A 22,091-nucleotide genomic window follows, 5' to 3' on the forward strand; every position below is an offset into this window, starting at 1 on the left:
CCAAACTTTATGCCGACGCGTCGGTACAGGCAGTAGGCGCGCAGCCGCTTCGGGATGGTGAGCACGACCTGTCGGTGCGGCACGGGCGCGAGGAGGGTGGTGTCCAACCACTGCGTCCAGATCGCGAGACGCTTGGCGTGGCAACTCGGGCAGAAGTAGCGACACTTGCACGAGAACGCGAGCAGATACTCGTGCGCGCAGACGTTGCAGCGGATGCGGGCGAAGCCGTGCTCCAGGACGCCGCACGCGAGGAACTTGTCGGCGACCTGCGCCACGACGGGGCGCCACGGGCCGTACTCGCGCGCAAAGCGCTCATCGTAGACCGTCTGCAAGCGGTGCAGGTGGTCCGACACCAGCTGAAAGAGCGGCGACGCTTGGGAGCGTCGGGGTTTGTAGACGCCGCGCGCGGCCGGCGCCGCGTCGGGCATGCGCGCTCCGGGACCGAGGAGCGCCGAGCATACGTCCGGCTCGGGCGCGGACCGTCACCGTTCCGTTGCGCGACGGGCTGTTTCGACGCAACGTCCGCGAGGCGACGGCCTAACGAGGCGTGCTGCTGCCGAGCGGACCCGCCATCAGCGTGACGCTCGGCATCACGCGGTCCGCCCGCAGCAGAAGCCAGCGTTGCTGATCGTCGCCCATGCGCGTCTCCTCAACGTCCCGCTGATCACGCGCGATCGACGCATCACGTCGGCGTACACGGACTGTCGGTGAGATTGACCTCACGTCTTCACGCGACCAGCGGTGCGGTATCGATCAGGTGTGGCGCCAAGCACTGTCTTGAATGTCGCAACGAACGCGCTGCTGGTCGAGTAGCCCACGGCGAACGCCGCCTGCGTGACATTGGCACCATCGGCGAGCAGCACGAGCGACTGCAGCAGGCGCGCGCGCTGTCACCACGCACCGAATGACAGCCCCGTTTCGTCTTTGAAGAGACGTTCGAGGGTGCGCACGCTCGCACCCGCGCGCGTCGCGAGTGCGCAGGCGTCACGTGTACGTGTCGGATCAGCCTGCACCAGATGCGCCGCCGCAAGCGCGCGCGGGTCGCGCGGCATCGGCAGTTCGATGGAGCCAGCGCGCGCGCTGGTCAGTTCGTCGACCAGAATGTCAATCAGTCGCCTTTCACGCACGCCGCGCTTGTCGAGGGTGCCCGCGTCCATCACGCGACGAAGGAGTTCCTTGAGCAGCGGCGATACGATGATGACGCGTACCGTGGATGGCATCCGGCGACACGGCGCGCCGCGGAGCTACAGGCGACGCAGCGCACCCTGTCCTGAAAGTGAGACGGCGTTGTAATGATCGGGCGGCAGCCAAGGCGCTTGTGTTGGTGGGACAACCCACCGCTCGCCCGTACCCTCAACCGACATGGTGCCACGAGTCGTGTGAAGCAACTGCCCCCAACTGCTGCCGCCGCTTCGCCAGCGGTAACCCGGACCGAAACCGACAGCCGAGGTGCGTACATGCGGATCGCGCGAGCGCGTCGGCACGGAGGTTGACGGTTGGCGGATATTCGACATTCAATGACAAAAATACCGATATCTGGCCTACGCATGGAGGAGTAGGTTTGTGCTCGATCATCAATCGAGCTCGCGAGCACTTTCCGAGGGGAACATGACGTCACCGCGTGGGGGCCGCCAGGCTTCTTCATGATCGAAACCGGCGCCGCCGATACGCCCGCGATCTACGGCGCACTGCAGCAACGCCGCGAGATCGTCGACGGTGAGCGACTGAACGGATTCGAGTGCACGATTGCGGTTCCGGACATCGAAGCCGCGGAACGTGCCGTGATCGCCGCGGGCGGCACGATCCTGATGCCCCGCGCGACGATCCCGACGGTCGGGCACATGTTCTGGTTCCGCGACTCCGAGGGGACTATTGCGGGGGCGCTGCAACCCGACCCCAACGCGTCGGTCGAGCGGTGAGCGGAGCACGCAATCAGGTCGACCTCGAATAGCTGCGGCACCAGCGCCCGGGCGGGATACGCCGTGGAACCGCCGTCCATCCTTGTAAATTCAAACTATCGTGTTCGATTTACAGTGATCATAGAGCGCCATGCCCTCGCGACTTTGAAACGCGCACGCGATCGGCAGGCCACCGTGGCGCTGATCGGACCTCGCCAGTCTGGCAAAACAACTCTCGCGCTCGCGGTCGCTGAGGGGCGGCCATCGCTCTATCTCGATCTCGAAAAAGCGAGTGACCGCGCGCGACTTTCCGATCCGTCAGCCTTTCTCGCGCTCCACGCCGACGAGCTGGTGATCCTCGATGAAGTCCACCGGATGCCAGCGCTGTTTGAGGAACTCCGTGGGGTCATTGACCAAGGCAGGCGCGACGGACGACGCACGGGCCGCTTTCTCGTGTTGGGGTCCGCTGCCATCGACCTGCTGCGGCAATCCAGTGAAAGCCTCGCGGGTCGGATCGAATACGTGGAGTTGTCGCCGCTCACCGCCGTGGAGATGGCGGACGCCCATGACGTCACACGCTTGTGGCTACGAGGCGGGTTTCCCGAGAGCTTTCGCGCGGCGAGTGATGGCGATAGCCTCGCCATCCGCCTGAGCTTCATCCGCACCTATCTCGAACGCGACGTGCCGATGTTCGGGCCGCGCATCGCCGCCGAGGCGCTGGAACGGATGTGGACGATGCTGGCCCATTCGCAGGGTGGTTTGCTCAACGCGTCCCGGTTGGCGTCAAGCATGGCGATTTCCGCTCCGACCGTCACGAACTATATCGGCCTCTTGGTCGACCTGTTGCTGGTGCGGCGTTTGAAGCCCTTCCATGCCAATCTCGGCAAACGGCTCGTGAAGTCACCGAAGGTCTACGTGCGTGACAGTGGGCTGACGCACGCCCTGTTGGGTATCCAAACGATGGACGATCTGCTTGGGCATCCGATTGCCGGGCCAAGCTGGGAGGGCTTTGTCATCGAAAGTTTGCTGGCCGTCGCCCCCGCGGGAACCAGCGCAAGTTTTTATCAATCCTCGGGCGGCGCGGAAATCGATCTGATCCTTGAAATGGGTGCACGCCATGGTGTTTGGGCCATCGAGATCAAGCGGACCAGCGCACCAAAACTCGAACGCGGCCTGCGCAGCGCACTCGCCGACATCACACCGACCAAAGCATTCATCGTCCACGGCGGCCACGATCAGTTCCCGCTGGGCGGTGGCGTGGAAGCGATCAGTCTGCAAGGGCTGACACGGATGCTGGCCGCGCTGCAGTAAACATCCCACGCGAAGAATCGGAATTTCGATCGGGCGATTCGCCGACCAGCAACTGTCTCGTGGTCACCCCCGGAATGAAGCAGTCGAGCGCGTGATACATCTTTGCGGACATACCACGGAGGCATCGTGAATAAAGCGAAGGTTTTCTGGTCGGGTCGTTCACAGGCAATCAGGTTGCCAAAAGAGTTTCGAGTCGCGACCGAAGAAGTCTCCATCAAGTGGATTGAGTTTCCCGGGAACTTGGACGCGGACGTTGTTGTGGCGGTCAATGAAAATTCGGCCGAGCCGCATTGCCGCAGATCGGCACGCCTATCGGCCCCTACGATGTCCTGATCGCCGGCCAGGCGCTCGCGCGCGGCCTGATTCTCGTCAGCGCAAATCTGCGCGAGTTTCGACGCATCGACGGCCTCAAGGTCGAGAGTTGGGAGTCGCAATGAGTCAGCGGAGGCTGCACGTGTTGGACGCTTCGCCTTGTCGGAGCGGTCGGTCACGGCCTCGGCCATCGGCGCTCCGAGAGAGGAGAGCGCCGATGGCCGACCGCCTCTACTTCGCCCCCGCCTTGGTCGCCGGCGCCATCGGACGATTCGGCACCACCGGCCCATCACGTTTCGTCGGGTAGGTCTCGGCCAACGTATTACCGTCGTACAAGCGGCCGTTCTTCATCACGAATCGGATCTTGGCCGTGTTCCTCAGGTCCGCCAACGGGTCGGCATCGAGCACGAGCAGATCCGCCATCTTGCCGACTTCCAGCGAGCCCACGTCATCCTGCAAACCGATCGCCAGCGCGCCACCAGTAGTGGCCGTGTGCAGCGCTTCCATCGGCGTCATGCCACCGCTCGCCATCAGCCACAGCTCCCAGTGGTAGCCGAGGCCCTGCAACTGACCGTGACTACCGATGCCCAAGCGACCGCCAGCGCGCAGGATCTTGGTGGCTTCGGCCGCCAACTGCGGAAACACATACTCTTCGTCGAGGAACCAACCGCCGGCCGTACCGCCGCCGGGCATCGACGCCATGCGACGACGTGTCTTGAGGGCCAGCTCTTCGTACGCCGTGAAGCGCTGCAGCTTGGGATCGGCGTACGGGTTCTCCTTCGTGTAGAAGTAGTTCTCCCCCCACGGACCACCGTAGTTCACGAGCAGCGTTGGCGTGTAGGTACGATTCGACCACGCCATGAAGCTCGTGACATCGCTGCCGAGCGGTACGATACCCATCGAGTGCTCGAGGCCCGGATAGCCGTCGAACGTCTCGGTGAGATTGAGCTTCACGTCGAGTGACCCTTCCGTGGTCGGCATGAGTTGCTGCTCACGTGCCGCCTTGATGATCCACTGACGCGTCTGACGCACACCAGCCACGTACATCTTGAGCGTCTTGGTGTCGTAGTAGCTGCTGTAACGCTTCAGGATATTGCGCGCATGCTCCTGATCGCGGATGTCATCGGTGTTGAACACACCGGGGCCGGTGGAGTAGATGCGCGGCCCTATGATCTGGCCAGCATCCACCATGTCCTGATACGTGAGCACATCGGTGGTGGCGGTTTGCGGATCGCGCGTGGTGGTCACACCGTACGCCAAGTTCGCGGGATACGCCCACGGCTGCGTTTCGTGAATCGTTCCACGTTCGGCCCGCAGGTGCGCGTGCGTATCCACGAAGCCCGGCATGATCGTGGCACCGGCCATGTCCATCGAGGTGGCATCGGCCGGGACGGTCACGCTGCCTGCGGCACCGACGGCGACAATGCGATTGTTGGTGACCACGATGTCGCCGCGCGCAATCACTTCGTTGCCCTTCATCGTGATCAGCCGCGCGTTGCGCAACACCACGCTGCCGCGCGGAATGTCTCGCGTTGCCTGCACCAATACGCGCTTCTCGCTCGGCGCATACGGGCGCGGACGCAGACTGTCGGCCAGCGTGGAATCGCGACGCGACACGGTGACGGCGGCGTCGCGCACGGCGGCCGTGTCGAGGTCGTACACCACGTGCGCATTGCCGATCGACCAGTGCACACGACGACCGTTCGACGACCACGCCGGGAACTGTCCGCCGATGTCGGTGAGCTTCTTCACCGGCACCGATGCCGTGTTGACGTCGGCCACACTTACCGACGCCTGTGTCCCACGCGGCGGCACGACGACGGTGTAAAAATCCGAGTTGATCTGCGCCAGCGCCACATCACCGCTGGGCGACATCAGCGTGAGTGTGGCCGGCGGGCCGGGCGAGCCGGGCTCCTCGGGGTCGTTGAACCGCTGCAACAACAGCTCCGATGGGTTGACGTCGTGATCGTCTACCATGCCGCCCACGCCGGGGCCGGTCACCCGCAGATGCCGCTGTTCGTCGCTGCCATCCCACCGAATCGACACCAGTCCATTGGCGTTCGACGACAGATAAATGCGCGACGTATCCTTCGCGAAGTGCGGCTTGTTCCGTCCGGCTGAACGCGCGATCACCGTGGCCGCGCTGCCGTCGACCGCAGCCGGTGTCACGGGATACCACACAATGTCGGTGGGCGTGGTGATACCGGTTTGATCGCGACGGCCCTGAGCCGCCGTCTGCGTGAGCACGATGCGCGTCCCACTCGGCGTGAACACTGGCTGGCGCAGCGTGCCGAGCACTTTGCTGAGCACCGTCGGCGCCACGGGGCGCGCGCTCACGGCCGCTTTGTACAGATGACCGCCGTCGTTGGCCCACGTGACCCACGCCAGCGACTTGCCATCGGGCGACCAGGCTGGCTCCGACTCGATGGCATTCAGCGTAGACACACGACGCGGCGCGCCGCCGGGATAGTCCATCACGTACAGCTTCTCGAGCGCCACGAACGCGAGCTGCCTGCCGTCGGGTGATGGCACCGCCTCGCGGATCTGCCGCACGGTGAATTGCGCGCTGTCGGACATCGGATACTTGAACGCGAGCTCCGGTCCGGCTTCAAGCGTGGCCTGCACGCGAAACGGAATCTCGGTCTGTCCGCTGCCATCGATCGCGACGCGCCAGATCTTGTTGGCGTAGCTGGCGATCAGCTCCTTCGAGTCGGTCGTGAAGCTCATGCCGGGCAACGCGTCCATCGGTGCACGCGACTCCATCTCGTCGCGCTGCGTGGGGTACGCCAGCCAGCGCTCCTCGCCGGTGGCGAGGTTACGTACGCGCAATCCCGTTTTGCTTTCGTAGCGCGAGCCGTACACCAGCCACTTGCCGTCGGGGCTCAGCGTGGGGCGCACGGCCGAACCGTAGCGCGACGACTGCACTTCACGATCGCCGGTCTCACGGTTGTAGGCATAGATCTGATACTGCGGGAACTGCGCGTTGTAATTCCACGCGCCGGTGCGCTGCGTATACCAGATAAACTTGCCGTCGGCGCTGAACGCAGCGCCCGCCTGCTGCACGGCGGTACCGGGCGCGGCATTGGCTGGCGCGGTGTACAACGACATGCCGTTGCCACCATCGGCGTGGTACATCCACAGCGTGGGCAGTCCGCCGCGAAATCCGCCCTTGCTGGCCACGATGTACTTGCCATCCGGCGACCACTCGGCCGACAGATACACGTTGGTTTTACCGCGCGTGATCGCCTTCACGGCCTTAGTGGCCAGGTCGAGCACGTGCACGTTGTCGGCGCCATCACGATCGGAGGTGAACACGACCGACTTGCCATCGGGGCTGAAGCGCGGCTGGGCGTCGTACGGCATCCCGTTCGTGATGCGAGTGGCATCGCCACCGCCCATCGGCACTGTATAAAGATCGCCCAGCATATCGAACACAATCGTCGCGCCATCGGGACTCACGTCGAGTGAGAGCCAGGTGCCTTCGCGCGTATCGAGCGTGAATGTGCGGCCGGGATCGAGCGGCAACGGTCGCTCCGGTGCACGCGCCCCGGCACGGGGAGCCGCGCCTTGTCCGTGTGCAATGAGCGGAGCAGTGGTGGCGATGGCGGCAGCGAACAGCGCGCCGAATCGACGGGGCAGACGGGACATCAGGAGCCTCCGAAGCGGTTGAAAGAATTTATGCGTGCCCTTCGCTCATCGCGATCACCGTCTCCCACTCGTGCGGCCGTACCGGCACCACCGAGAGTCGCCCCACCTTGACCAGCGCCATCTCACGCAGCGCTTCGCTGTTCTTGATGTCGGGCAGCGCCACGGGCTGCGTAAGCTTCTTCACCGCCTTGACGTCGACCATGAACCAGGTGGGCGTCTCCGCGTTCGAACCGGCGTCGTAGTAGTCATGCCGCGGATCGAGCGCCGTCGGATCGGGATAGCCCTCGCGCACTACTTCGCAAATCCCGACGATCGCCGACGGATCGGCGTTCGAGTGATAGTAGAACGCCAGATCACCCTTTTTCATGCCATCACGCAGGAAGTTACGTGCACTGGAGTTGCGCACGCTATCCCAGCCGGTGGTCTGCTTCGGTGCCGCCAGCAGGTCGTCGAACGAGAATACATCGGGCTCGCTCTTGATCAGCCAATACCGCTTCTCGCCCGGCGCACGTGCCGAGAACGCGGCGGCCCAGGCGCCCTTTTCGTAAGGCATCGACCGCGGAGGCGCGGGTTTCCCGCGCGCGGGCGGCTTGGGCGCGAGCTTCTTGGGGGCCATGTCCACGGTGGCTAAGGTGTGATTTCCGACGTGAAGCTAATTGGTGGCGAACGTGTGAAACCAGCCGGAAGCGGCGCGACGAATTCCGAAGCAGTATAGGCCACCACCGCTGTACACTCGGGGCGGTACTTCCGGCGGCCCCTACGCGTTCGCCCCCTAATCACTTCCGCTGGGAAATCAATTTTTGACAACAGCGGCCGCTGCGGACCCCGCGCTCCGCCCCGTGGCCCATGCCCACAGAAAATTGTACCCACCGATCGGACCGAAAGCGTCGAGCACTTCGCCACACAGGTACAAGCCTTTGTGTCGGCGGCTCTCCATCGTGCGCGGATCGACCTCGCTCAGCGCCACGCCGCCGCCCATCACTTCGGCCTTCTTGTAGCCCTCGTCGCCCTGCCACGGCAGCTCGCCTCGCACGAGCATGTCGATCAGCCGCAAACGCTCGTCGCGCCGCAATTCGGTCAGTGGGCGGGTGGGCTCCACGTTCGCCTTCACCAGCAGCGCCGTGGCCAACCGATCGGGCATCTCGGCCCGCAGCGCACCCGTTACCGTTCGTGCGCCGTGTGGCTTGAGTGCCTCTTCCCATTCCTTGTCGCCCAACGCGGTCCACTGCACCTGCACCTTCGCGGTTGGCGGCTGCCCTTTGGGTGAGTGGCCGGCGCGTGCGCGAACCGGCACGTGCGACACGTTCAACACCGACGGACCACTGTAGCCATGGTGCGTAAACAGGAAACCACCGCGCCACGTGACTTGGCTCAGCGCACTCCTGGCGGTGAGCGACACGGTGAGTGAAATCCCCGACAGCTCGTTGAACGCCGCGTCGGTAGTGGTGAGTGGCGTGAGCGCGGCGTAGGTGGAGTGCAAGGTGTGGCCGAGCGCCTTGAGCATGTTGAGCCCCGCGCCGTCGCTGCCGGTGTTGGGCACCGAGAGCCCGCCGGTGGCGATGATCACGGCGTCGGCCTTGAGCACGGTGCCGTCGTCGAGGGTAACCTCCCAACCTGCTTCGACTGGAGCAACATCCACCACGCGCGATTCCATGCGCATCCGCACGCCTACTTTGCGCGCGTACTCCAACAGGCCGTCGCGGACGTCTCGCGCCTTGTGCGATGCGGGGAACAGCTTCAGCGACTCGACCTCTTCCTCGAGCGGGATACCCAGCGTGTCTTCGAAAAAGGCGCGCTGTTCGGCCAGTGGCCAGGCGCGCACGATCTTCTTGAGCAGATTCGGTGAGGAATCCGTCACGAAACGCGACTCGTCCACGCGCGACGGGAGTACGTTGCAGCGACCGCCCCCGCTGATCAGGATCTTGCGACCGCCGTCACGCGTTCGCTCGATGAGCAGCGTATCCGCCCCTCCGGACGCGGCAAAGATCGCCGCCATCGAGCCGGCTGCCCCTGCCCCGATCACAATCACCCGCCGCATACGCACTCCACGCCAACGCCTGTTGAGGAACTGCTCTCCGACAGGTAAGCTAGCGTATTCCCACGCCATGTCCTCTGCCCAGCGCCTCATGTCCCGTGCCCTGATCCCGCTTCTCCTTGCCGCCACCACGCTGCAGGCCCAGACCACCGGGCGCTCCGCCGACTGGCCGGTGTACGGCGGCAGCGAGGATCACACGCACTACAGCACATTGAGTCAGATTTCGCCGGCCAACGTGAAACAGCTGCGCGTGGCGTGGACGTTCGAGACGAAAGACGAGTTCACGGGCTCGGAGATGCAGAACAACCCGATCGTGATCGACGGCGTGATGTACGCCACGACGCCGAAGCTGCACGTGATCGCGCTCAATGCTGCGACCGGCGCACCGATCTGGCGCTTCGATCCGAACAACGGCGCCGCGCCCCTTTCACGCATCCGGCATCGCGGTGTCGTGGTCACCGGCGATCGCGTGATCTTCAATTATCGCAATCGTCTGTACGCCCTCGATCGCAAAACCGGGCGTCCTATCAAGACCTTCGGCGACAGCGGTTGGGTGGACCTGCGGCAGGGACTCGGCCGACCCGTGGAAGGCTTGTCGGTCGGCGCCAGCACACCGGGCGTGGTGTTCGAGGATCTACTCATCATCGGCAGCTCCGTGCCGGAAGCGCTTCCCAGTGCTCCGGGCGACATTCGCGCCTTCGACATCAACACCGGCAAGCTGCGTTGGAGCTTTCACACCATTCCGCATCCCGGCGAGCCCGGTTACGAAACGTGGCCGCCCGACGCGTGGAAGATCGCCGGCGGCGCCAACGCGTGGGCTGGCGTCACGATCGACACGCAGCGCGCGATGGTATTCGCCGCCACCGGCTCGGCGTCGTACGACTTCTACGGCGCGAACCGGTTGGGTGACAACCTGTACGCCAACAGCGTGCTCGCCCTCGATGCACGCACCGGCAAGTACGTGTGGCACTATCAGGTACTGAAGCATGACTTGTGGGATCGCGACCTGCCCGCGGCACCGGCACTGGTGACGATCACACGCGGCGGCCGGAAGATCGACGCCGTGGCGCAGATCACGAAGACCGGGCACACGTGGCTCTTCGAGCGCGAGAACGGCACGCCACTGTTCCCTGTGGAAGCGCGGAAAATGCCGACGGTCGCGCTCGGCGAGGATCAGCCGGCGAGCACGCAGTTCTTCCCCACCATGCCGGCACCGTTTGCGCGTCAGCAGCTCACGCGCAACGATCTCACCAATCGTACACCGGCCGCGCGCGCCTCCGCACTCAAGATTTTCAACGAGTACAAGACCACACATCCGTTCGACGCGCCCAATACACGCGGTACCATCGTGTATCCGGGCGTGGATGGCGGCGGCGAGTGGGGCGGGCCTGCGTTCGACCCGACCAGTGGATTGCTGTACGTGAACTCGAACGAGATGGCGTGGTTGCTCAAGCTGGTGCCGCGTAGCGATAAGTCGTTGTACGCCGCCAACTGCGCCGGCTGTCATGGCGAGAAGCTGCAGGGATCGGCCGCTGGCCCCACGCTGGTGGACATCGCCAAGCGCCGCTCGAAAGAGCAACTCGCCACGATCATTCGCGAAGGCACCGGTCGCATGCCAGCCTTCGGTACGGCACTGGAAGGCGGTGCCGTGAACGACATCGTGAATTACCTGCTCACCGGCAAGGATGGATCGGCCGCCCTCGTGGGCACGACGCCCTACATGCTGCCGTACCGCACGGCGTTCTTCGACATCTTTCTCGACCACGAAGGCTATCCCGGCATCAAGCCGCCTTGGGGCACGCTCAACGCGATCGACCTGAACGCCGGCACCATCAAGTGGTCGATTCCGTTCGGCGAGTACCCCAAGCTTGCGGCGAAGGGCATCCGCAACACCGGCACCGACAGCTACGGCGGCGCCATCGTGACCGAGAACGGCCTGCTGATCATCGCGGCCACCACGTACGACAACAAGATCCGCGCCTACGACAAGAGCAACGGCAAGCTGCTCTGGGAGGCAAAGTTGCCGGCCGCCGGCAACGCCACGCCGAGCACGTACATGGTAGACGGCAAGCAGTATCTGGTGATCGCGTGTGGTGGCGGCAAGAACGGCGCACCGAGCGGTGGCACGTATGTCGCGTTCGCACTACCGTGACCCAGGACTCGAAACTTCAACTCGAAACGCAAGACTCACGTGAGTGGTGGGTAGTGAGTCCGAGTTTCGAGTTTCGAGTCGACACCGTCTGATGCGCGCCTCAAACGGGCACCGGCTCGCCGGCGGCGGTACATTCGAGCGCATGACGCCAACCCTTTTCTGCCGTCCCCTCGCGCTCGCGTTCGCCGTGGCCATCGCGACCGCCGCCCCCAACGCGGGCGCCCAGCGTCCCGACCTGGCCGCTGTGACCGACAAGGTCTTTGCCGCCTGGAACTCCACCCACACACCGGGTTGCGCCGTCGGTATCGCGCAGGGCGGTCGCGAACTGCTCACGCGTGGGTATGGCATGGCCGATCTGGCGGGCTCTCGGCCGCTCCTCCCCAGCACGATTCTCGAATCGGGGTCGGTGGCCAAACAGTTCACGGCAGCGGCCGTCATGCTGCTGGTGAACGACGGCAAGCTCAGGCTCGACGACGACGCGCGCACGGTGTTGCCCGAACTGCCGGTGTACGGACGCACCATCACTTTTCGGAATCTGCTCACGCACACGAGCGGCCTGCGCGAGTGGAGTAACCTCGTGGCGTGGCAGGGGTGGCCGCGTGGCACGCGCGTGCACACCCAAAGCGATGTGTTCGAGCTGATCACGCATCAGCAGGCGCTCAACTATCCCGTGGGCGACTACTACTCGTACACGAACTCCGGCTTTCTGCTGCTGCGTACCGTGGTGGAACGTGTGAGTGGCATGCCCTTCGCGCAGTTCACCGCGCAGCGCATCTTCACGCCCCTCGGCATGTCGAACACGTCGTGGCGCGACGATTTCACGCGCGTCGTGCCGGGCCTCGCGCAGGCCTACTCGCGGAAGGCCGATGGCTTCCACCTCGACATGCCGAACGACAACGTGATCGCCGCTGGCGGACTGCTCACGACCGTCGGCGACTGGCTGCTCTGGAACGATCATCTTACGAAGAAGACGCTGGGCACTGGCGTAGTCGATTCGCTTACGCGTCGCATGAAGCTCACCCGCGGCCTCGAGATTGCGTACGCCCTCGGCCTCACGGTAAACAGCTACCGCGGTCTTCGCGAGATTTCGCACAGCGGCTCGACCGCCGGGTACGGCACCTATCTCGCACGCTACCCCGAGCAGAACGACCTTTCGATCGCGGTGATGTGCAACGTGTCCAGTGCCGGCGCCTCCGGGCTGACCCATGCCATCGTGGACGCCATGGTGCCGGGACTTCCGCGCGCTGCCGCGCCGGACACGGTTACGACCGACGCTGCCGCCGTTGCCAAACTCGCCGGCATCTATCGCGACACGCGGACCAACACGGTGATGGTGCTCGACACCTCCCGCGGGCAGCTACGCCGTGACGGTGGTGCGGCGTTCCTACCGCTACGCGATGGCGGCTACCAGCTGGGCGCCTCACGAGTACGATTCACCACCACCAGCGGACAGCCCGTGTCGCTGCGTGTACCCACGAGCGACGGCGACACCGTGGTCCATGCCTTCATGGCCGCGGAACGCTGGAAGCCAAGCGCGTCGGAGCTCCTTGGCATCGCCGGCATGTACCGAAACCAGGAAATCGGCACGACGTTCGCCGTATCTGCTGCCGGCGATCGCCTCACCGTGAGCCCCCGAGTGGGTGTGGTCGATACGCTGTCGGCGACCTATCGCGATGCCTTCGTCAATGGCGACGAGACCGTCTGGTTCGTGCGCGACAAGCAGGGGCGGGCAACGGCCATGCACTTCGGCAGCGGGCGAGCCTGGGATTTCGTGTCCGCCCGCGTGAAGTAGTCCACTCTCACGTAACTTTCCATATGCCGATTGTCTTCCCCTTCGATCCGAACATCGAGCGCGCCGCGACCATTCCGGCGCGCCTGTACCACGATCCCGTGTACCTCGAACTCGAAATGGAACGGGTGTTCGCGCACACGTGGCAACTGGTCGGGCGGATGGAGCAAGTGGCCGAGCATGGGCAGTTCTTCACGGCGGAGGTGGGCAACGACAGCATCGTCGTACTGCGTGACGGCGACGTGCTCCGTGGATTTCACAACGTGTGCCTGCACCGCGCTGGTCCGGTCGCGCACGGCTGCGGCAAGCGGAACACGCTTCAGTGTCGTTATCACGGCTGGACGTATAGCCTCGACGGTACACTGCAGCGCGCACCAGGCATGGAGGACGTGGAGTCGTTCCGGCCGGCCGAGATGCATCTGGTGCCGGTCAAGGTCACCACGTGGGGACCGCTGGTGTTCGCCAACCTCGATGGCAAGGCGCCGCCACTCACCGAGGTCGTGGAAGACATCCCGTCGCGCGTGCAGGCCTTCGGCTGCGAGCAAATGCAGTACGTGACGTCGCGCAGCTGGGAGATCGCGTGTAATTGGAAGGTGTACGTAGACAACTTCCTCGAGGGGTACCACGTCCCGGTTGTCCATCCCGGCCTGAACAAGGAACTCGACATGGACAACTACCGTGTGGAGCCCCACCGATACTTCTCCATTCAGCACGCGCCACTACGGCCAGTGCACGGCGGCAATCCGGACCGCGTCTACGACCCGGGCACCACCAGCGCTCCGGAAGCCGTATACGTGTGGATGTTTCCGAACATCATGCTGAATGTATATCTCGGACAGATGCAGACGAACGTGGTCATTCCGATGGGCCACGATCGCTGTCGTGTGGTCTTCGACTGGTACGCGACCAATCCGTCGGCCAACGCCGCCACCGATTCATCATGGACGAAACGGATGGCGTTCAGCGTCGAGGTGCAGGATGAGGACATCGAGATCTGCGAGCTGGTGCAGCGCAATCTCCGCTCGCGCGTGTACGACCGCGGACGCTACTCGGCGCGCCATGAGAACGGGGTGCACCATTTTCATTCGCTGCTTCACGAATTCCTCACCTGACTCGCATGTCCGCGCTCTTCACACCGCTTACCCTCCGCTCGCTCACGCTGCGCAACCGCATCGGTGTGTCGCCGATGTGCCAGTACTCCAGCGACCGCGGCTTCGCCACCGACTGGCATCTGGTGCACCTGGGGGCGTTCGCCACCGGTGGCGCGGGGCTCGTGCTTACCGAAGCTGCGGCCGTTACGCCGGAAGGGCGCATCAGTCCCCAGGACTTAGGCATCTGGGATGACGCGCACATTCCCATGCTGCGACGGATCACGGATTTCTGTCGCGCCCAGGGCGCGGTCATGGGCATTCAGCTGGCACACGCGGGTCGCAAGGCGAGCACGCGGCGTCCGTGGGAGCAGCCTGGCGGCACGGTGCCGCTGTCGGAGGGTGGATGGGACAACGTGATGGCGCCCAGTGCGAGGCCGTTCGCGTCGAACTATCCCTCGCCGCATGAACTGTCGCTCGATGGCATCGCGCACGTGATCGTGTCGTTCGGGGCGGCGGCGATACGCGCACTCGAGGCCGGGTTTCAGGTGGTCGAGCTGCACGCGGCGCACGGCTATCTGCTGCACGAGTTCCTCTCGCCGCTCTCGAATCAGCGCAGCGACCACTACGGCGGGTCATTCGAGAATCGAATTCGGCTCGTGCTCGAAGTCACCGACGCGGTGCGCGCCGTGTGGCCGGCGGAGCTTCCGCTCATCTTGCGCATCTCGGCGACGGATTGGGCCGAGGGCGGCTGGAGCATTGAAGAGTCGGTGCAGCTTGCCGCACGGCTGCATGCCCGCGGCGTCGACCTGCTCGACTGCTCCTCGGGTGGACTGGCCGCTCACCAGCAGATCACGATCGGCCCCGGATATCAGGTGCCCTTCGCGCGGCGTATTCGCGCCGAGGCGGGCATGCCCACGGCCGCCGTCGGTCTCATCACCGAGGCGGCGCACGCCGAACAGATCGTGGCCGACGGGAGCGCCGACATGGTGTTCCTGGCCCGCGAACTGTTGCGTAATCCGCGTTGGCCGCTCCTCGCCGCGCACGCGCTCGGTGCCGGCATCAGCTGGCCGCCGCAGTACGAGCGCGCACGCCTCCGCTAGAACGCTATGACGACCAATCGACGAAATCACTACCGCCTGCTGCACGTGCAACCGGATGCGCCACCCGAAGTGATCAAGGCCGCGTATCGGGCGTTGATCGCCACGCGTCACCCTGATGTTGGTGGAAACGAATACGAGGCGGTGCTGCTCAACGACGCCTATGGCGTGCTGTCAGATCCGGCCAAGCGCGCCACATATGATGCCCAGCGCGCCGTTCGCGCCGCCTCGCGGGCACGTGCCGCGCACACGGCCGCGGGTGAGCGCACCACACCGCCAGCCCACGCGTGCCCCATGTGCCACCTGGTCTTGCCCGGGCAAGTGGGCCGGGACACGCGATGTGCGCGCTGTCGTGCGCCGCTCGCGCCGGTGCGCGTGAGCGGACCACGCGGAAAGCCGATGGATCGCCGCGGTATTCCGCGCGTGAGTAAGTCCGATTGGGCCATCATGCATGTGGACTGGAAGACCGACGCGATCGATGTGCGGATGCGCGATCTCTCACTCGACGGCATCAGTGTGTACAGCGGCCTCGAGTTGCCACTGCATCGCGTCGTACGGATCGTCGGACAGTCGTTCGATGTCGTGGCGACCGTAGTCGGCTGCCGACGGCTCGACGCCGTCTTCACCGTGCATGCCTCGCTCGCGACAGCGCTCTTTGCCGAGTCGACCGGCGGCTTCGTGTCAGCCATGGCCTGACGCCACCGCTACGTGGCTGCGTGTGGCGACAAGAAGGACAGTACACGCGCGTTCACCGACGCTGCGGCGTCGTGTTGCACCCAATGTCGCGCCCGCGGCTCCTCGTGTCGCTCGAGCCTCGGCACCCAGGCTTCAGTGCCTTCCGCAAGCACGGGCAGCAGAAACGGGTCACGCATGCCCCAGATGAGCAGCGTCGGGCATTGAATGGTGACTGGTCGCTTCGGCCGATGTCGGAACAGTGCCCGATAGTAGTTGATCGCAGCAGTCGTCGCGCCGTGTCCAGCGAACGCCGCGACGTACGCGGCGAGCTCCGTATCGTTGTGCGCCGGACCGCCACGACGGAGCACGCGCCGAAGCAACCACTGGTTCCCCGCAGAAAGTACCGCTTCGGGCAGCCAAGGGAGCTGAAAGAAGCCGATGTACCACGAACGCCGCTTCTGCGCCCAGTTTTGCCTGAGTTCACGGCGGAAGGCAAGCGGGTGCGGCGCATTCATGATCACCAACGACGACACCACCTCGGGGTGATGCATGGCCACGTGCCACGCCACCAGTCCGCCCCAGTCGTGCCCCACTACAGTCGCGCGCTCGGCGCCCATCGCCGTGACCAACGCGGCCACGTCGGCGGCCAGCGTGTCGATCTTATACGCCTCGATGCCCTGCGGCCGCTCGCTCTCGTTGTAACCGCGCAGATCGGGCGCGACCACGCGATAGCCCGCGGCCGCGAGCGCGGGGATCTGGTCCCGCCAGCTATACCAGAAGTCGGGGAAGCCATGCAGCAGGATCACCAGCGGTCCGCTCCCCTGCTCCACGTAGTGCAATCGGACGCCGTTGGCGTGCGCATATCCATGCATCATGGCTGACCACTCATGAAACGCTCCAGAATTGATCCGCCGGGTGAGTGGACGATTCCCCTCCCCACCGGTAAGCTCCCCCTTATGACCTCCCCCGCAAGACCTGTCTGCCTCATCACCGGTGCGGCCACCGGAATTGGCGCCGCCTGCGCCCGCACCTTTGCCAGCCATGACTGGGACGTGGGCATCTGTACGCTTGACGACGAAACCCGCGCTACCGCCGAAGCGGTTGCGGCCGAATGCATGGGGCTGGGAGCGCGGGCCGAGGTAGTGCTGCTCAACGTCACCAGCAATGAAAGCTGCCACACCGCTGCGGCCACGATGCGCGAGCGCTTCGGGCGCACCGATGCCTTGGTGAACTGCGCCGGCACCACGCGGTTCATTCCGCACGCCGACCTCGACGCGTTGCCGGACAGCGAGTTTGCGCGCACCTACGACGTGAATCTCACCGGCACCTTTCGCATGATCCGCGCCTGTCGTGACCTACTGCGCGAATCGGGACGAGGCGCGGTGGTGAACCTGTCCAGTATTGCGGGGACGGCCGGACTGGGCTCGAGTGTGGCCTACGCTGCCTCGAAGGGGGCGGTTAGCACGCTCACGCTCTCGTTGGCCCGCGCCCTCGCGCCACACATTCGTGTGAACGCGATTGCACCCGGCTATGTGAGCGGTGGACTGCCCAGCCGCGTGCTGAGCGGCGAGCAACTCGAGGCAGTGGAAGCGAAGTACCTCGTTACGCAGGCGTTGCCGCGGTTGCTCGAGGTGAACGAGGTGGCCGATCTCGCGTACTTTTTGGTGGCCGGTGCCCCCGGTATCACCGGCGAAGTGATTCGCATGGACAACGGGTTGCACCTCTATGCTTGACGCCAATACGCCGGTCGCGAAAGCGAAACCACGCATCGGGTTCATCGGCACGGGGCTCATCGGCACCCCGATGGTGCAGCGGTTGCTCGAGTGCGGTCTGTCGGTGGCGGTGTGGAATCGCACCCCCAGTAAGGCCGTACCGCTCGTGGAGCAGGGCGCCACGCTGGCCGATTCGCCGCGCGCACTCGCCGCGGCGTGCGACATCGTGTGCTTGTGTCTTACCAACACCGCCGCAGTGCACGATGTGGTGTTTGGCGAACAGGGGATCGACGCCGTGTTGCGGGCCGGTCAGTTGCTTATCGACTTATCGAGTATCGCACCCGACACCACGCGCGAGATGGCCGAAAATCTGGCCAGTACATGCGGCGCGCGGTGGATCGACGCACCGGTATCAGGTGGCTTGCCACTGGCGCGCGCGGGCCGACTCATCGTGTTTGCCGGTGGCGCGGCCGATGACATCGCGCGCGCCGCACCGGTGTTCGATGCGTTGTCACAACGCGTGACGCACATGGGTGGACATGGCGCCGGTCAGCTTGCAAAGAGCTGCAACCAGATGATCGTGGCCTGCAATCTCGTGACCATCGCCGAGATGCTGGCGTTTGCGAGAAAGTCCGGCATCGACGCCACGCAGCTTCCTGGTGCGTTGGCTGGTGGGTTCGCCGACTCGCTGCCGCTTCAAGTCTTCGGATCACGCATGGCCGCCGGTGTTGTGACACCACGCATCGGCGGACTCGGCACGTTCCGCAAGGACATCGACCAGGTCGTGCGACTCGCCGGTGAGTGCGGGGCGTATGCGCCGATGGCCACGCGCGCGTCGGAGGTGATGCTGGAGGCCAGCCATCTGGAAAGCGTCGGGGCCGATCCTGACGTGTCGCGCATCATCACGCTGTTTCTCGAACGATCTGCTTCCGGCAGCACGTCACCCGATACGTTATGACTAAACGCTTCCGCTCGGCGAACATCCACGAAGGGATGCTGCGCGCGCCCACCCGCGCCTTCTTGCAGGCGCTGGGTCAGGACGACGATGAAATCGCGCGTCCGCACATCGGCGTATTCCACACGGGCGGCGAGATGAGCCCGTGCAACATGCTGCTGCGCGATCAGGCCTTGCATGCCAAGACGGGCATCTACGCGGCTGGCGGTATGCCGCATGAATGTCCGGTGGCATCGGTGTCCGATGGTCTATCCATCGCGCACAGCGGCATGCGCTTTTCGCTGGTGTCACGCGAGATCATCGCCGACAGCGTGGAAGCGTCCACGCGCGGTCATCAGTGGGATGGTATCTTCGCGATCGGCGGCTGCGACAAGAACCTACCCGGCCTCATGATGGGCATCGTACGCTGCAACGTGCCCGGCGTGTTCGTGCATGGCGGCGCGGCGCTACCGGGGCATTTTCGCGGTCGCGACACGAACATCGCCGAGACGTACGAGATGATCGGCAAGGTGCTCGCCAACGAAGCGACGCCGGCCGACCTGGAGGAGATCACGCATTCGTGTATACCCACGGCCGGATCGTGCGCTGGGCAATTCACGGCCAACACGATGGGCATGGTGTCGGAGGCGTTGGGGCTGGCGCCGATCGGTTCCAGCATGATTCCGGCGGTGTACAGCGAGCGCGCGCCCCTCATGCGACGGGCGGGTGTGGCGCTTATGCGAGCGGTAATGGGCGACGGTCCCCTGCCGCGCGACATCGTCACACGTGCGTCGCTCGAGAACGCGTGCGCCGTGGTGTCGGCGACGGGCGGCTCCACCAACGCGGCGCTGCACTTGCCGGCCATCGCCCACGAGGCTGGGATCAGATTTCATCTCGACGACGTGGCCGCCGTGTTCGCGCGCACGCCGTTGATCGCCGACCTGCAGCCGGGTGGCCGCTTCCTGGCGCGCGACCTGTACCACGTGGGCGGCGCCGGTGTGGTCCTGAGCGCGCTGCTCGAGGCAGGCGTGCTGAACGGCGAATGCCTGACGTATACCGGGCGCACGCTGGCGCAGGAGCTCGAGGGCGCGGCGCTTCCCGACGGTGAGGTGGTACGCACGGTGGAGAACGCCCGTTCGGCCAACGGCGGCATCACCATGCTCACCGGCAACCTCTGCCCCGATGGTGCGCTGCTCAAGATTGCCGGACTGGCCACGCTGGTCCATCGCGGACCGGCGCGGGTGTTCGAGTGCGAAGAGCAGGCGCAGGCGGCAATACGCGACCAGCGCTACGAGCGCGGCGACGTGATCGTGATCCGTAACGAGGGCCCGCGTGGCGGCCCGGGCATGCGCGAGATGCTGGGCATCACCGCGCTGATCTACGGGCAGGGCATGGGAGCCGACGTCGCCCTGCTCACCGACGGACGCTTCAGCGGCGCCACCCGCGGCCTGTGTATAGGCCATGCGGGGCCGGAAGCGGCCGATAGAGGCCCGATCGCCCTGCTGCGAGACCGAGATATCATTTCGATCGATGCCCGCCCTGAGGCGCTTCGTATTACGGTGGAGCTCAGTGACGCCGAGTTGGCCACACGCCTCGCCGAGCTACCGCTCGCGGCCGTGCCAAGGCTGGGCGGCGTGCTGGAGAAGTACACCCGACTGGTGGGCCCGGCGAGCCAAGGTGCGGTGACGCACTCGGGCGCCGTGGAGTGGCCGATGGACGGGTAAGCGGCTTAGGAGAAACGGCCGCACCCACGCCTACCGAGGCGCGGCCGGCATGGCGGGCATACACATCACGAAAATCTGATAGCGTGTCTGCCTGGCCGGCACCTGCAGTCGGTCGTTCACCCGCTGCTCGGCGTCGGTACCGAGCATCGCCTCTGCATTGATGTTGAACAGGCAATCCGCCTGCCCCCAGCGAAAGCGCAGCGATCCTTCATTCGGCGAATCGCGAGGGTCGGGCGTGCGTACCCACTTCGCGGCTCGCAACAGTTCGTAGAAATGAACCGCTTCCTTGTTGACACCCAGCTCCGTGCCACCGGCCGCGGTGATCCGGCATCCGGCAACCTTTTTCCTGGTGCGCCAGTCGTCGATGGTGTCGACCTCCACCTCGGCCATCATGTGCCGCTCGTCGCGCAGGAAGCGCGCCGCGGCCGCACAGGGCAACGTGTCGGTGACGGCCGGCGTACGGATCAGCGAGAGCAGCAGCAGGGCAAGGATCATGGGCGGGGACGGAAGGACCCGGGTAACCGAATGCGGTGGCTACGGTAGCCGGTGTAAGATAATGGCCGCACCCTCCAAAGGAGATTCGAAACGCATGCCCACAGCCGGACGCGCCACGCTCGCCCAGTTTTTGATCGAGGAGCGCCGTCGCGCTCCCGAAGCCACCGGCGACTTCGACTCGTTGGTTACCGACATCGCGCTCGCTTGCAAAGCGATCGCGCGTCGCGTCGCGCATGGCGCCTTGCAGGGCGAGCTCGGGAGCGCCGGCTCTCACAACGTGCATGGTGAGGAGCAGACGCCGCTCGATATCGCCAGCAACGAGATCTTTCTGCGCGCCACCGAGTGGGGTGGGCATCTCGCCGGCATGGCGTCGGAAGAGCTCGAGCTGCCCTACCCCATTCCATCGCACTTGCCGCGCGGGAAGTATCTGCTGGTCTTCGATCCGCTCGATGGCTCGTCGAACCTCGACGTGAATATGTCGGTGGGCAGCATCTTTTCGGTGCTACGCGCGCGCACGCCCGGCGCCCACGCGAAGCTCGACGATTTCCTGCAGCCCGGCACCGCGCAGGTCTGCGCGGGCTATGCGGTGTACGGGCCCAGTACGATGCTGGTACTCACGATCGGCCGCGGCACGCACGCCTTCACGCTCGATCCGTCGCTCAGCGAGTGGGTGCTCAGCCACGCCAATCTCCGCGTTGGCCCATCGGCGCGCGAGTTCGCGATCAACGCATCGAATACCCGCTTCTGGGAACCGGCCGTGAAGCGGTATGTGGACGAATGCCTGGCCGGCGTGTCGGGTCCGCGCGGCTTCGACTTCAACATGCGTTGGATCGCGTCGCTGGTCGCTGAAACGCATCGCATTCTCATGCGCGGTGGCGTGTTCCTGTATCCACGCGACAGCAAGAATCACACGCGGCACGGTCGGTTGCGACTACTGTACGAAGCCAATCCGATCGCGTTCCTGATCGAACAGGCCGGTGGAATGGCCAGCACCGGCTATAGTCGTACCATGGACGTGCTGCCCACCGGGCTGCACCAGCGCATCGGCTTCATATTCGGCTCGAGCGAGGAGGTCCTGCGCATCGAGCAGTATCACCGGGAAACGCCGGGCATGTAGAACGTGGCAGCTGCGGCGGCTTGCGATGACAGCAACGCCACAGCAATAGCAACAGCCAGAACACGGATGAGACTGATCGAAGGGAAAAGCACGGGATAAGA

Annotated in this window: 19 protein-coding genes and 1 pseudogene; 12 read left to right on the plus strand and 8 right to left on the minus strand. The window is 65.0% G+C overall.

The genetic code is table 11. From position 1 onward, the window contains the following. The 3 genes from ACESNG_RS02165 to ACESNG_RS02175 all read right to left on the minus strand — a co-directional run. Positions 1 to 428, minus strand: a 428-nt coding sequence (locus ACESNG_RS02165) for a transposase zinc-binding domain-containing protein (protein ID WP_373067602.1), incomplete at its 3' end; no start/stop codon positions are given. A gap of 291 nt (positions 429 to 719) precedes the next feature. Further along, a complete protein-coding gene (locus ACESNG_RS02170; RefSeq protein ID WP_373061010.1) occupies positions 720 to 878 on the minus strand; it encodes a helix-turn-helix domain-containing protein in 159 nt (52 codons plus the stop codon). A 12-nt stretch (positions 879 to 890) separates the two neighbouring features. Further along, positions 891 to 1,220 (minus strand): hypothetical protein, encoded by a 330-nt coding sequence (locus ACESNG_RS02175; RefSeq protein ID WP_373061008.1) that lies wholly within the window; start codon positions 1,218 to 1,220, stop codon positions 891 to 893. A gap of 423 nt (positions 1,221 to 1,643) precedes the next feature. On the opposite strand from ACESNG_RS02175, the gene ACESNG_RS02180 reads away from it, so the two are divergent. The 3 genes and pseudogenes from ACESNG_RS02180 to ACESNG_RS02190 form a co-directional block, all read left to right on the plus strand. Beyond that, a complete protein-coding gene (locus ACESNG_RS02180) occupies positions 1,644 to 1,919 on the plus strand; it encodes a VOC family protein (RefSeq protein WP_373061007.1) in 276 nt (91 codons plus the stop codon). A gap of 117 nt (positions 1,920 to 2,036) precedes the next feature. Further along, a complete protein-coding gene (locus tag ACESNG_RS02185) occupies positions 2,037 to 3,209 on the plus strand; it encodes an ATP-binding protein (protein WP_373067629.1) in 1,173 nt (390 codons plus the stop codon). A 281-nt stretch (positions 3,210 to 3,490) separates the two neighbouring features. Then, positions 3,491 to 3,646 (plus strand): annotated as a pseudogene (locus ACESNG_RS02190) (type II toxin-antitoxin system VapC family toxin); the annotation flags it as partial. 106 nt (positions 3,647 to 3,752) lie between these two features. Here ACESNG_RS02190 and ACESNG_RS02195 read toward each other — a convergent pair. The 3 genes from ACESNG_RS02195 to ACESNG_RS02205 form a co-directional block, all read right to left on the minus strand. Beyond that, positions 3,753 to 7,169, minus strand: coding sequence for an amidohydrolase family protein (locus tag ACESNG_RS02195; RefSeq protein ID WP_373067604.1), 3,417 nt, complete (start codon positions 7,167 to 7,169; stop codon positions 3,753 to 3,755). 28 nt (positions 7,170 to 7,197) lie between these two features. Then, positions 7,198 to 7,722, minus strand: coding sequence for an EVE domain-containing protein (locus tag ACESNG_RS02200; protein ID WP_373062908.1), 525 nt, complete (start codon positions 7,720 to 7,722; stop codon positions 7,198 to 7,200). 240 nt (positions 7,723 to 7,962) lie between these two features. Beyond that, positions 7,963 to 9,207, minus strand: coding sequence for an NAD(P)/FAD-dependent oxidoreductase (locus tag ACESNG_RS02205; RefSeq protein WP_373067606.1), 1,245 nt, complete (start codon positions 9,205 to 9,207; stop codon positions 7,963 to 7,965). 88 nt (positions 9,208 to 9,295) lie between these two features. Between ACESNG_RS02205 and ACESNG_RS02210 the strand changes: the two genes are divergently transcribed. The 5 genes from ACESNG_RS02210 to ACESNG_RS02230 all read left to right on the plus strand — a co-directional run bounded on the left by ACESNG_RS02210 (position 9,296) and on the right by ACESNG_RS02230 (position 16,029). Then, positions 9,296 to 11,356, plus strand: coding sequence for a PQQ-binding-like beta-propeller repeat protein (locus tag ACESNG_RS02210; RefSeq protein WP_373067609.1), 2,061 nt, complete (start codon positions 9,296 to 9,298; stop codon positions 11,354 to 11,356). Positions 11,357 to 11,447: 91 nt separating this feature from the next. Beyond that, positions 11,448 to 13,148, plus strand: coding sequence for a serine hydrolase domain-containing protein (locus ACESNG_RS02215; RefSeq protein WP_373067611.1), 1,701 nt, complete (start codon positions 11,448 to 11,450; stop codon positions 13,146 to 13,148). A gap of 23 nt (positions 13,149 to 13,171) precedes the next feature. Further along, positions 13,172 to 14,257: an aromatic ring-hydroxylating dioxygenase subunit alpha gene (locus ACESNG_RS02220; RefSeq protein WP_373061019.1), complete on the plus strand. Its 1,086-nt coding sequence runs from the start codon at positions 13,172 to 13,174 to the stop codon at positions 14,255 to 14,257. A 5-nt stretch (positions 14,258 to 14,262) separates the two neighbouring features. After that, positions 14,263 to 15,336, plus strand: coding sequence for an NADH:flavin oxidoreductase/NADH oxidase (locus ACESNG_RS02225; protein WP_373061020.1), 1,074 nt, complete (start codon positions 14,263 to 14,265; stop codon positions 15,334 to 15,336). Between the two features lie 6 nt (positions 15,337 to 15,342). Continuing rightward, positions 15,343 to 16,029, plus strand: coding sequence for a J domain-containing protein (locus ACESNG_RS02230; RefSeq protein ID WP_373061021.1), 687 nt, complete (start codon positions 15,343 to 15,345; stop codon positions 16,027 to 16,029). Positions 16,030 to 16,037: 8 nt separating this feature from the next. On the opposite strand, the gene ACESNG_RS02235 is transcribed toward ACESNG_RS02230, so the two are convergent. After that, positions 16,038 to 16,883: an alpha/beta fold hydrolase gene (locus tag ACESNG_RS02235; protein WP_373061022.1), complete on the minus strand. Its 846-nt coding sequence runs from the start codon at positions 16,881 to 16,883 to the stop codon at positions 16,038 to 16,040. A gap of 81 nt (positions 16,884 to 16,964) precedes the next feature. Here ACESNG_RS02235 and ACESNG_RS02240 point away from each other — a divergent pair, with 81 nt between their 5' ends. From ACESNG_RS02240 to ilvD, 3 genes are read left to right on the plus strand one after another with little or no spacing between them, the layout of a single operon-like run. After that, the gene (locus tag ACESNG_RS02240; protein WP_373061023.1) at positions 16,965 to 17,741 is read left to right on the plus strand and encodes an SDR family NAD(P)-dependent oxidoreductase; all 777 of its coding nucleotides are present in this window, start codon (positions 16,965 to 16,967) and stop codon (positions 17,739 to 17,741) included. After that, positions 17,734 to 18,678 (plus strand): NAD(P)-dependent oxidoreductase, encoded by a 945-nt coding sequence (locus ACESNG_RS02245; RefSeq protein ID WP_373061024.1) that lies wholly within the window; start codon positions 17,734 to 17,736, stop codon positions 18,676 to 18,678. The genes ACESNG_RS02240 and ACESNG_RS02245 overlap by 8 nt, the downstream gene beginning before the upstream one ends. Next, positions 18,675 to 20,378 (plus strand): dihydroxy-acid dehydratase, encoded by a 1,704-nt coding sequence (ilvD, locus tag ACESNG_RS02250; RefSeq protein WP_373061025.1) that lies wholly within the window; start codon positions 18,675 to 18,677, stop codon positions 20,376 to 20,378. Before ACESNG_RS02245 ends, ilvD begins: the two co-directional genes overlap by 4 nt. Before the next feature lie 30 nt (positions 20,379 to 20,408). Here ilvD and ACESNG_RS02255 read toward each other — a convergent pair whose 3' ends face one another. Beyond that, positions 20,409 to 20,873 carry a hypothetical protein gene (locus ACESNG_RS02255; protein WP_373067613.1) on the minus strand — a complete coding sequence of 155 codons (465 nt, stop codon included), beginning with the start codon at positions 20,871 to 20,873 and terminating at the stop codon, positions 20,409 to 20,411. 94 nt (positions 20,874 to 20,967) lie between these two features. Here ACESNG_RS02255 and ACESNG_RS02260 point away from each other — a divergent pair, with 94 nt between their 5' ends. Further along, positions 20,968 to 21,990 carry a class 1 fructose-bisphosphatase gene (locus ACESNG_RS02260; protein ID WP_373067616.1) on the plus strand — a complete coding sequence of 341 codons (1,023 nt, stop codon included), beginning with the start codon at positions 20,968 to 20,970 and terminating at the stop codon, positions 21,988 to 21,990. Positions 21,991 to 22,091 lie beyond the last annotated feature (101 nt).

Origin of the sequence: Gemmatimonas sp. (genome assembly GCF_041689975.1) — a bacterium.
Taxonomy (GTDB): Bacteria; Gemmatimonadota; Gemmatimonadetes; order Gemmatimonadales; family Gemmatimonadaceae; genus Gemmatimonas.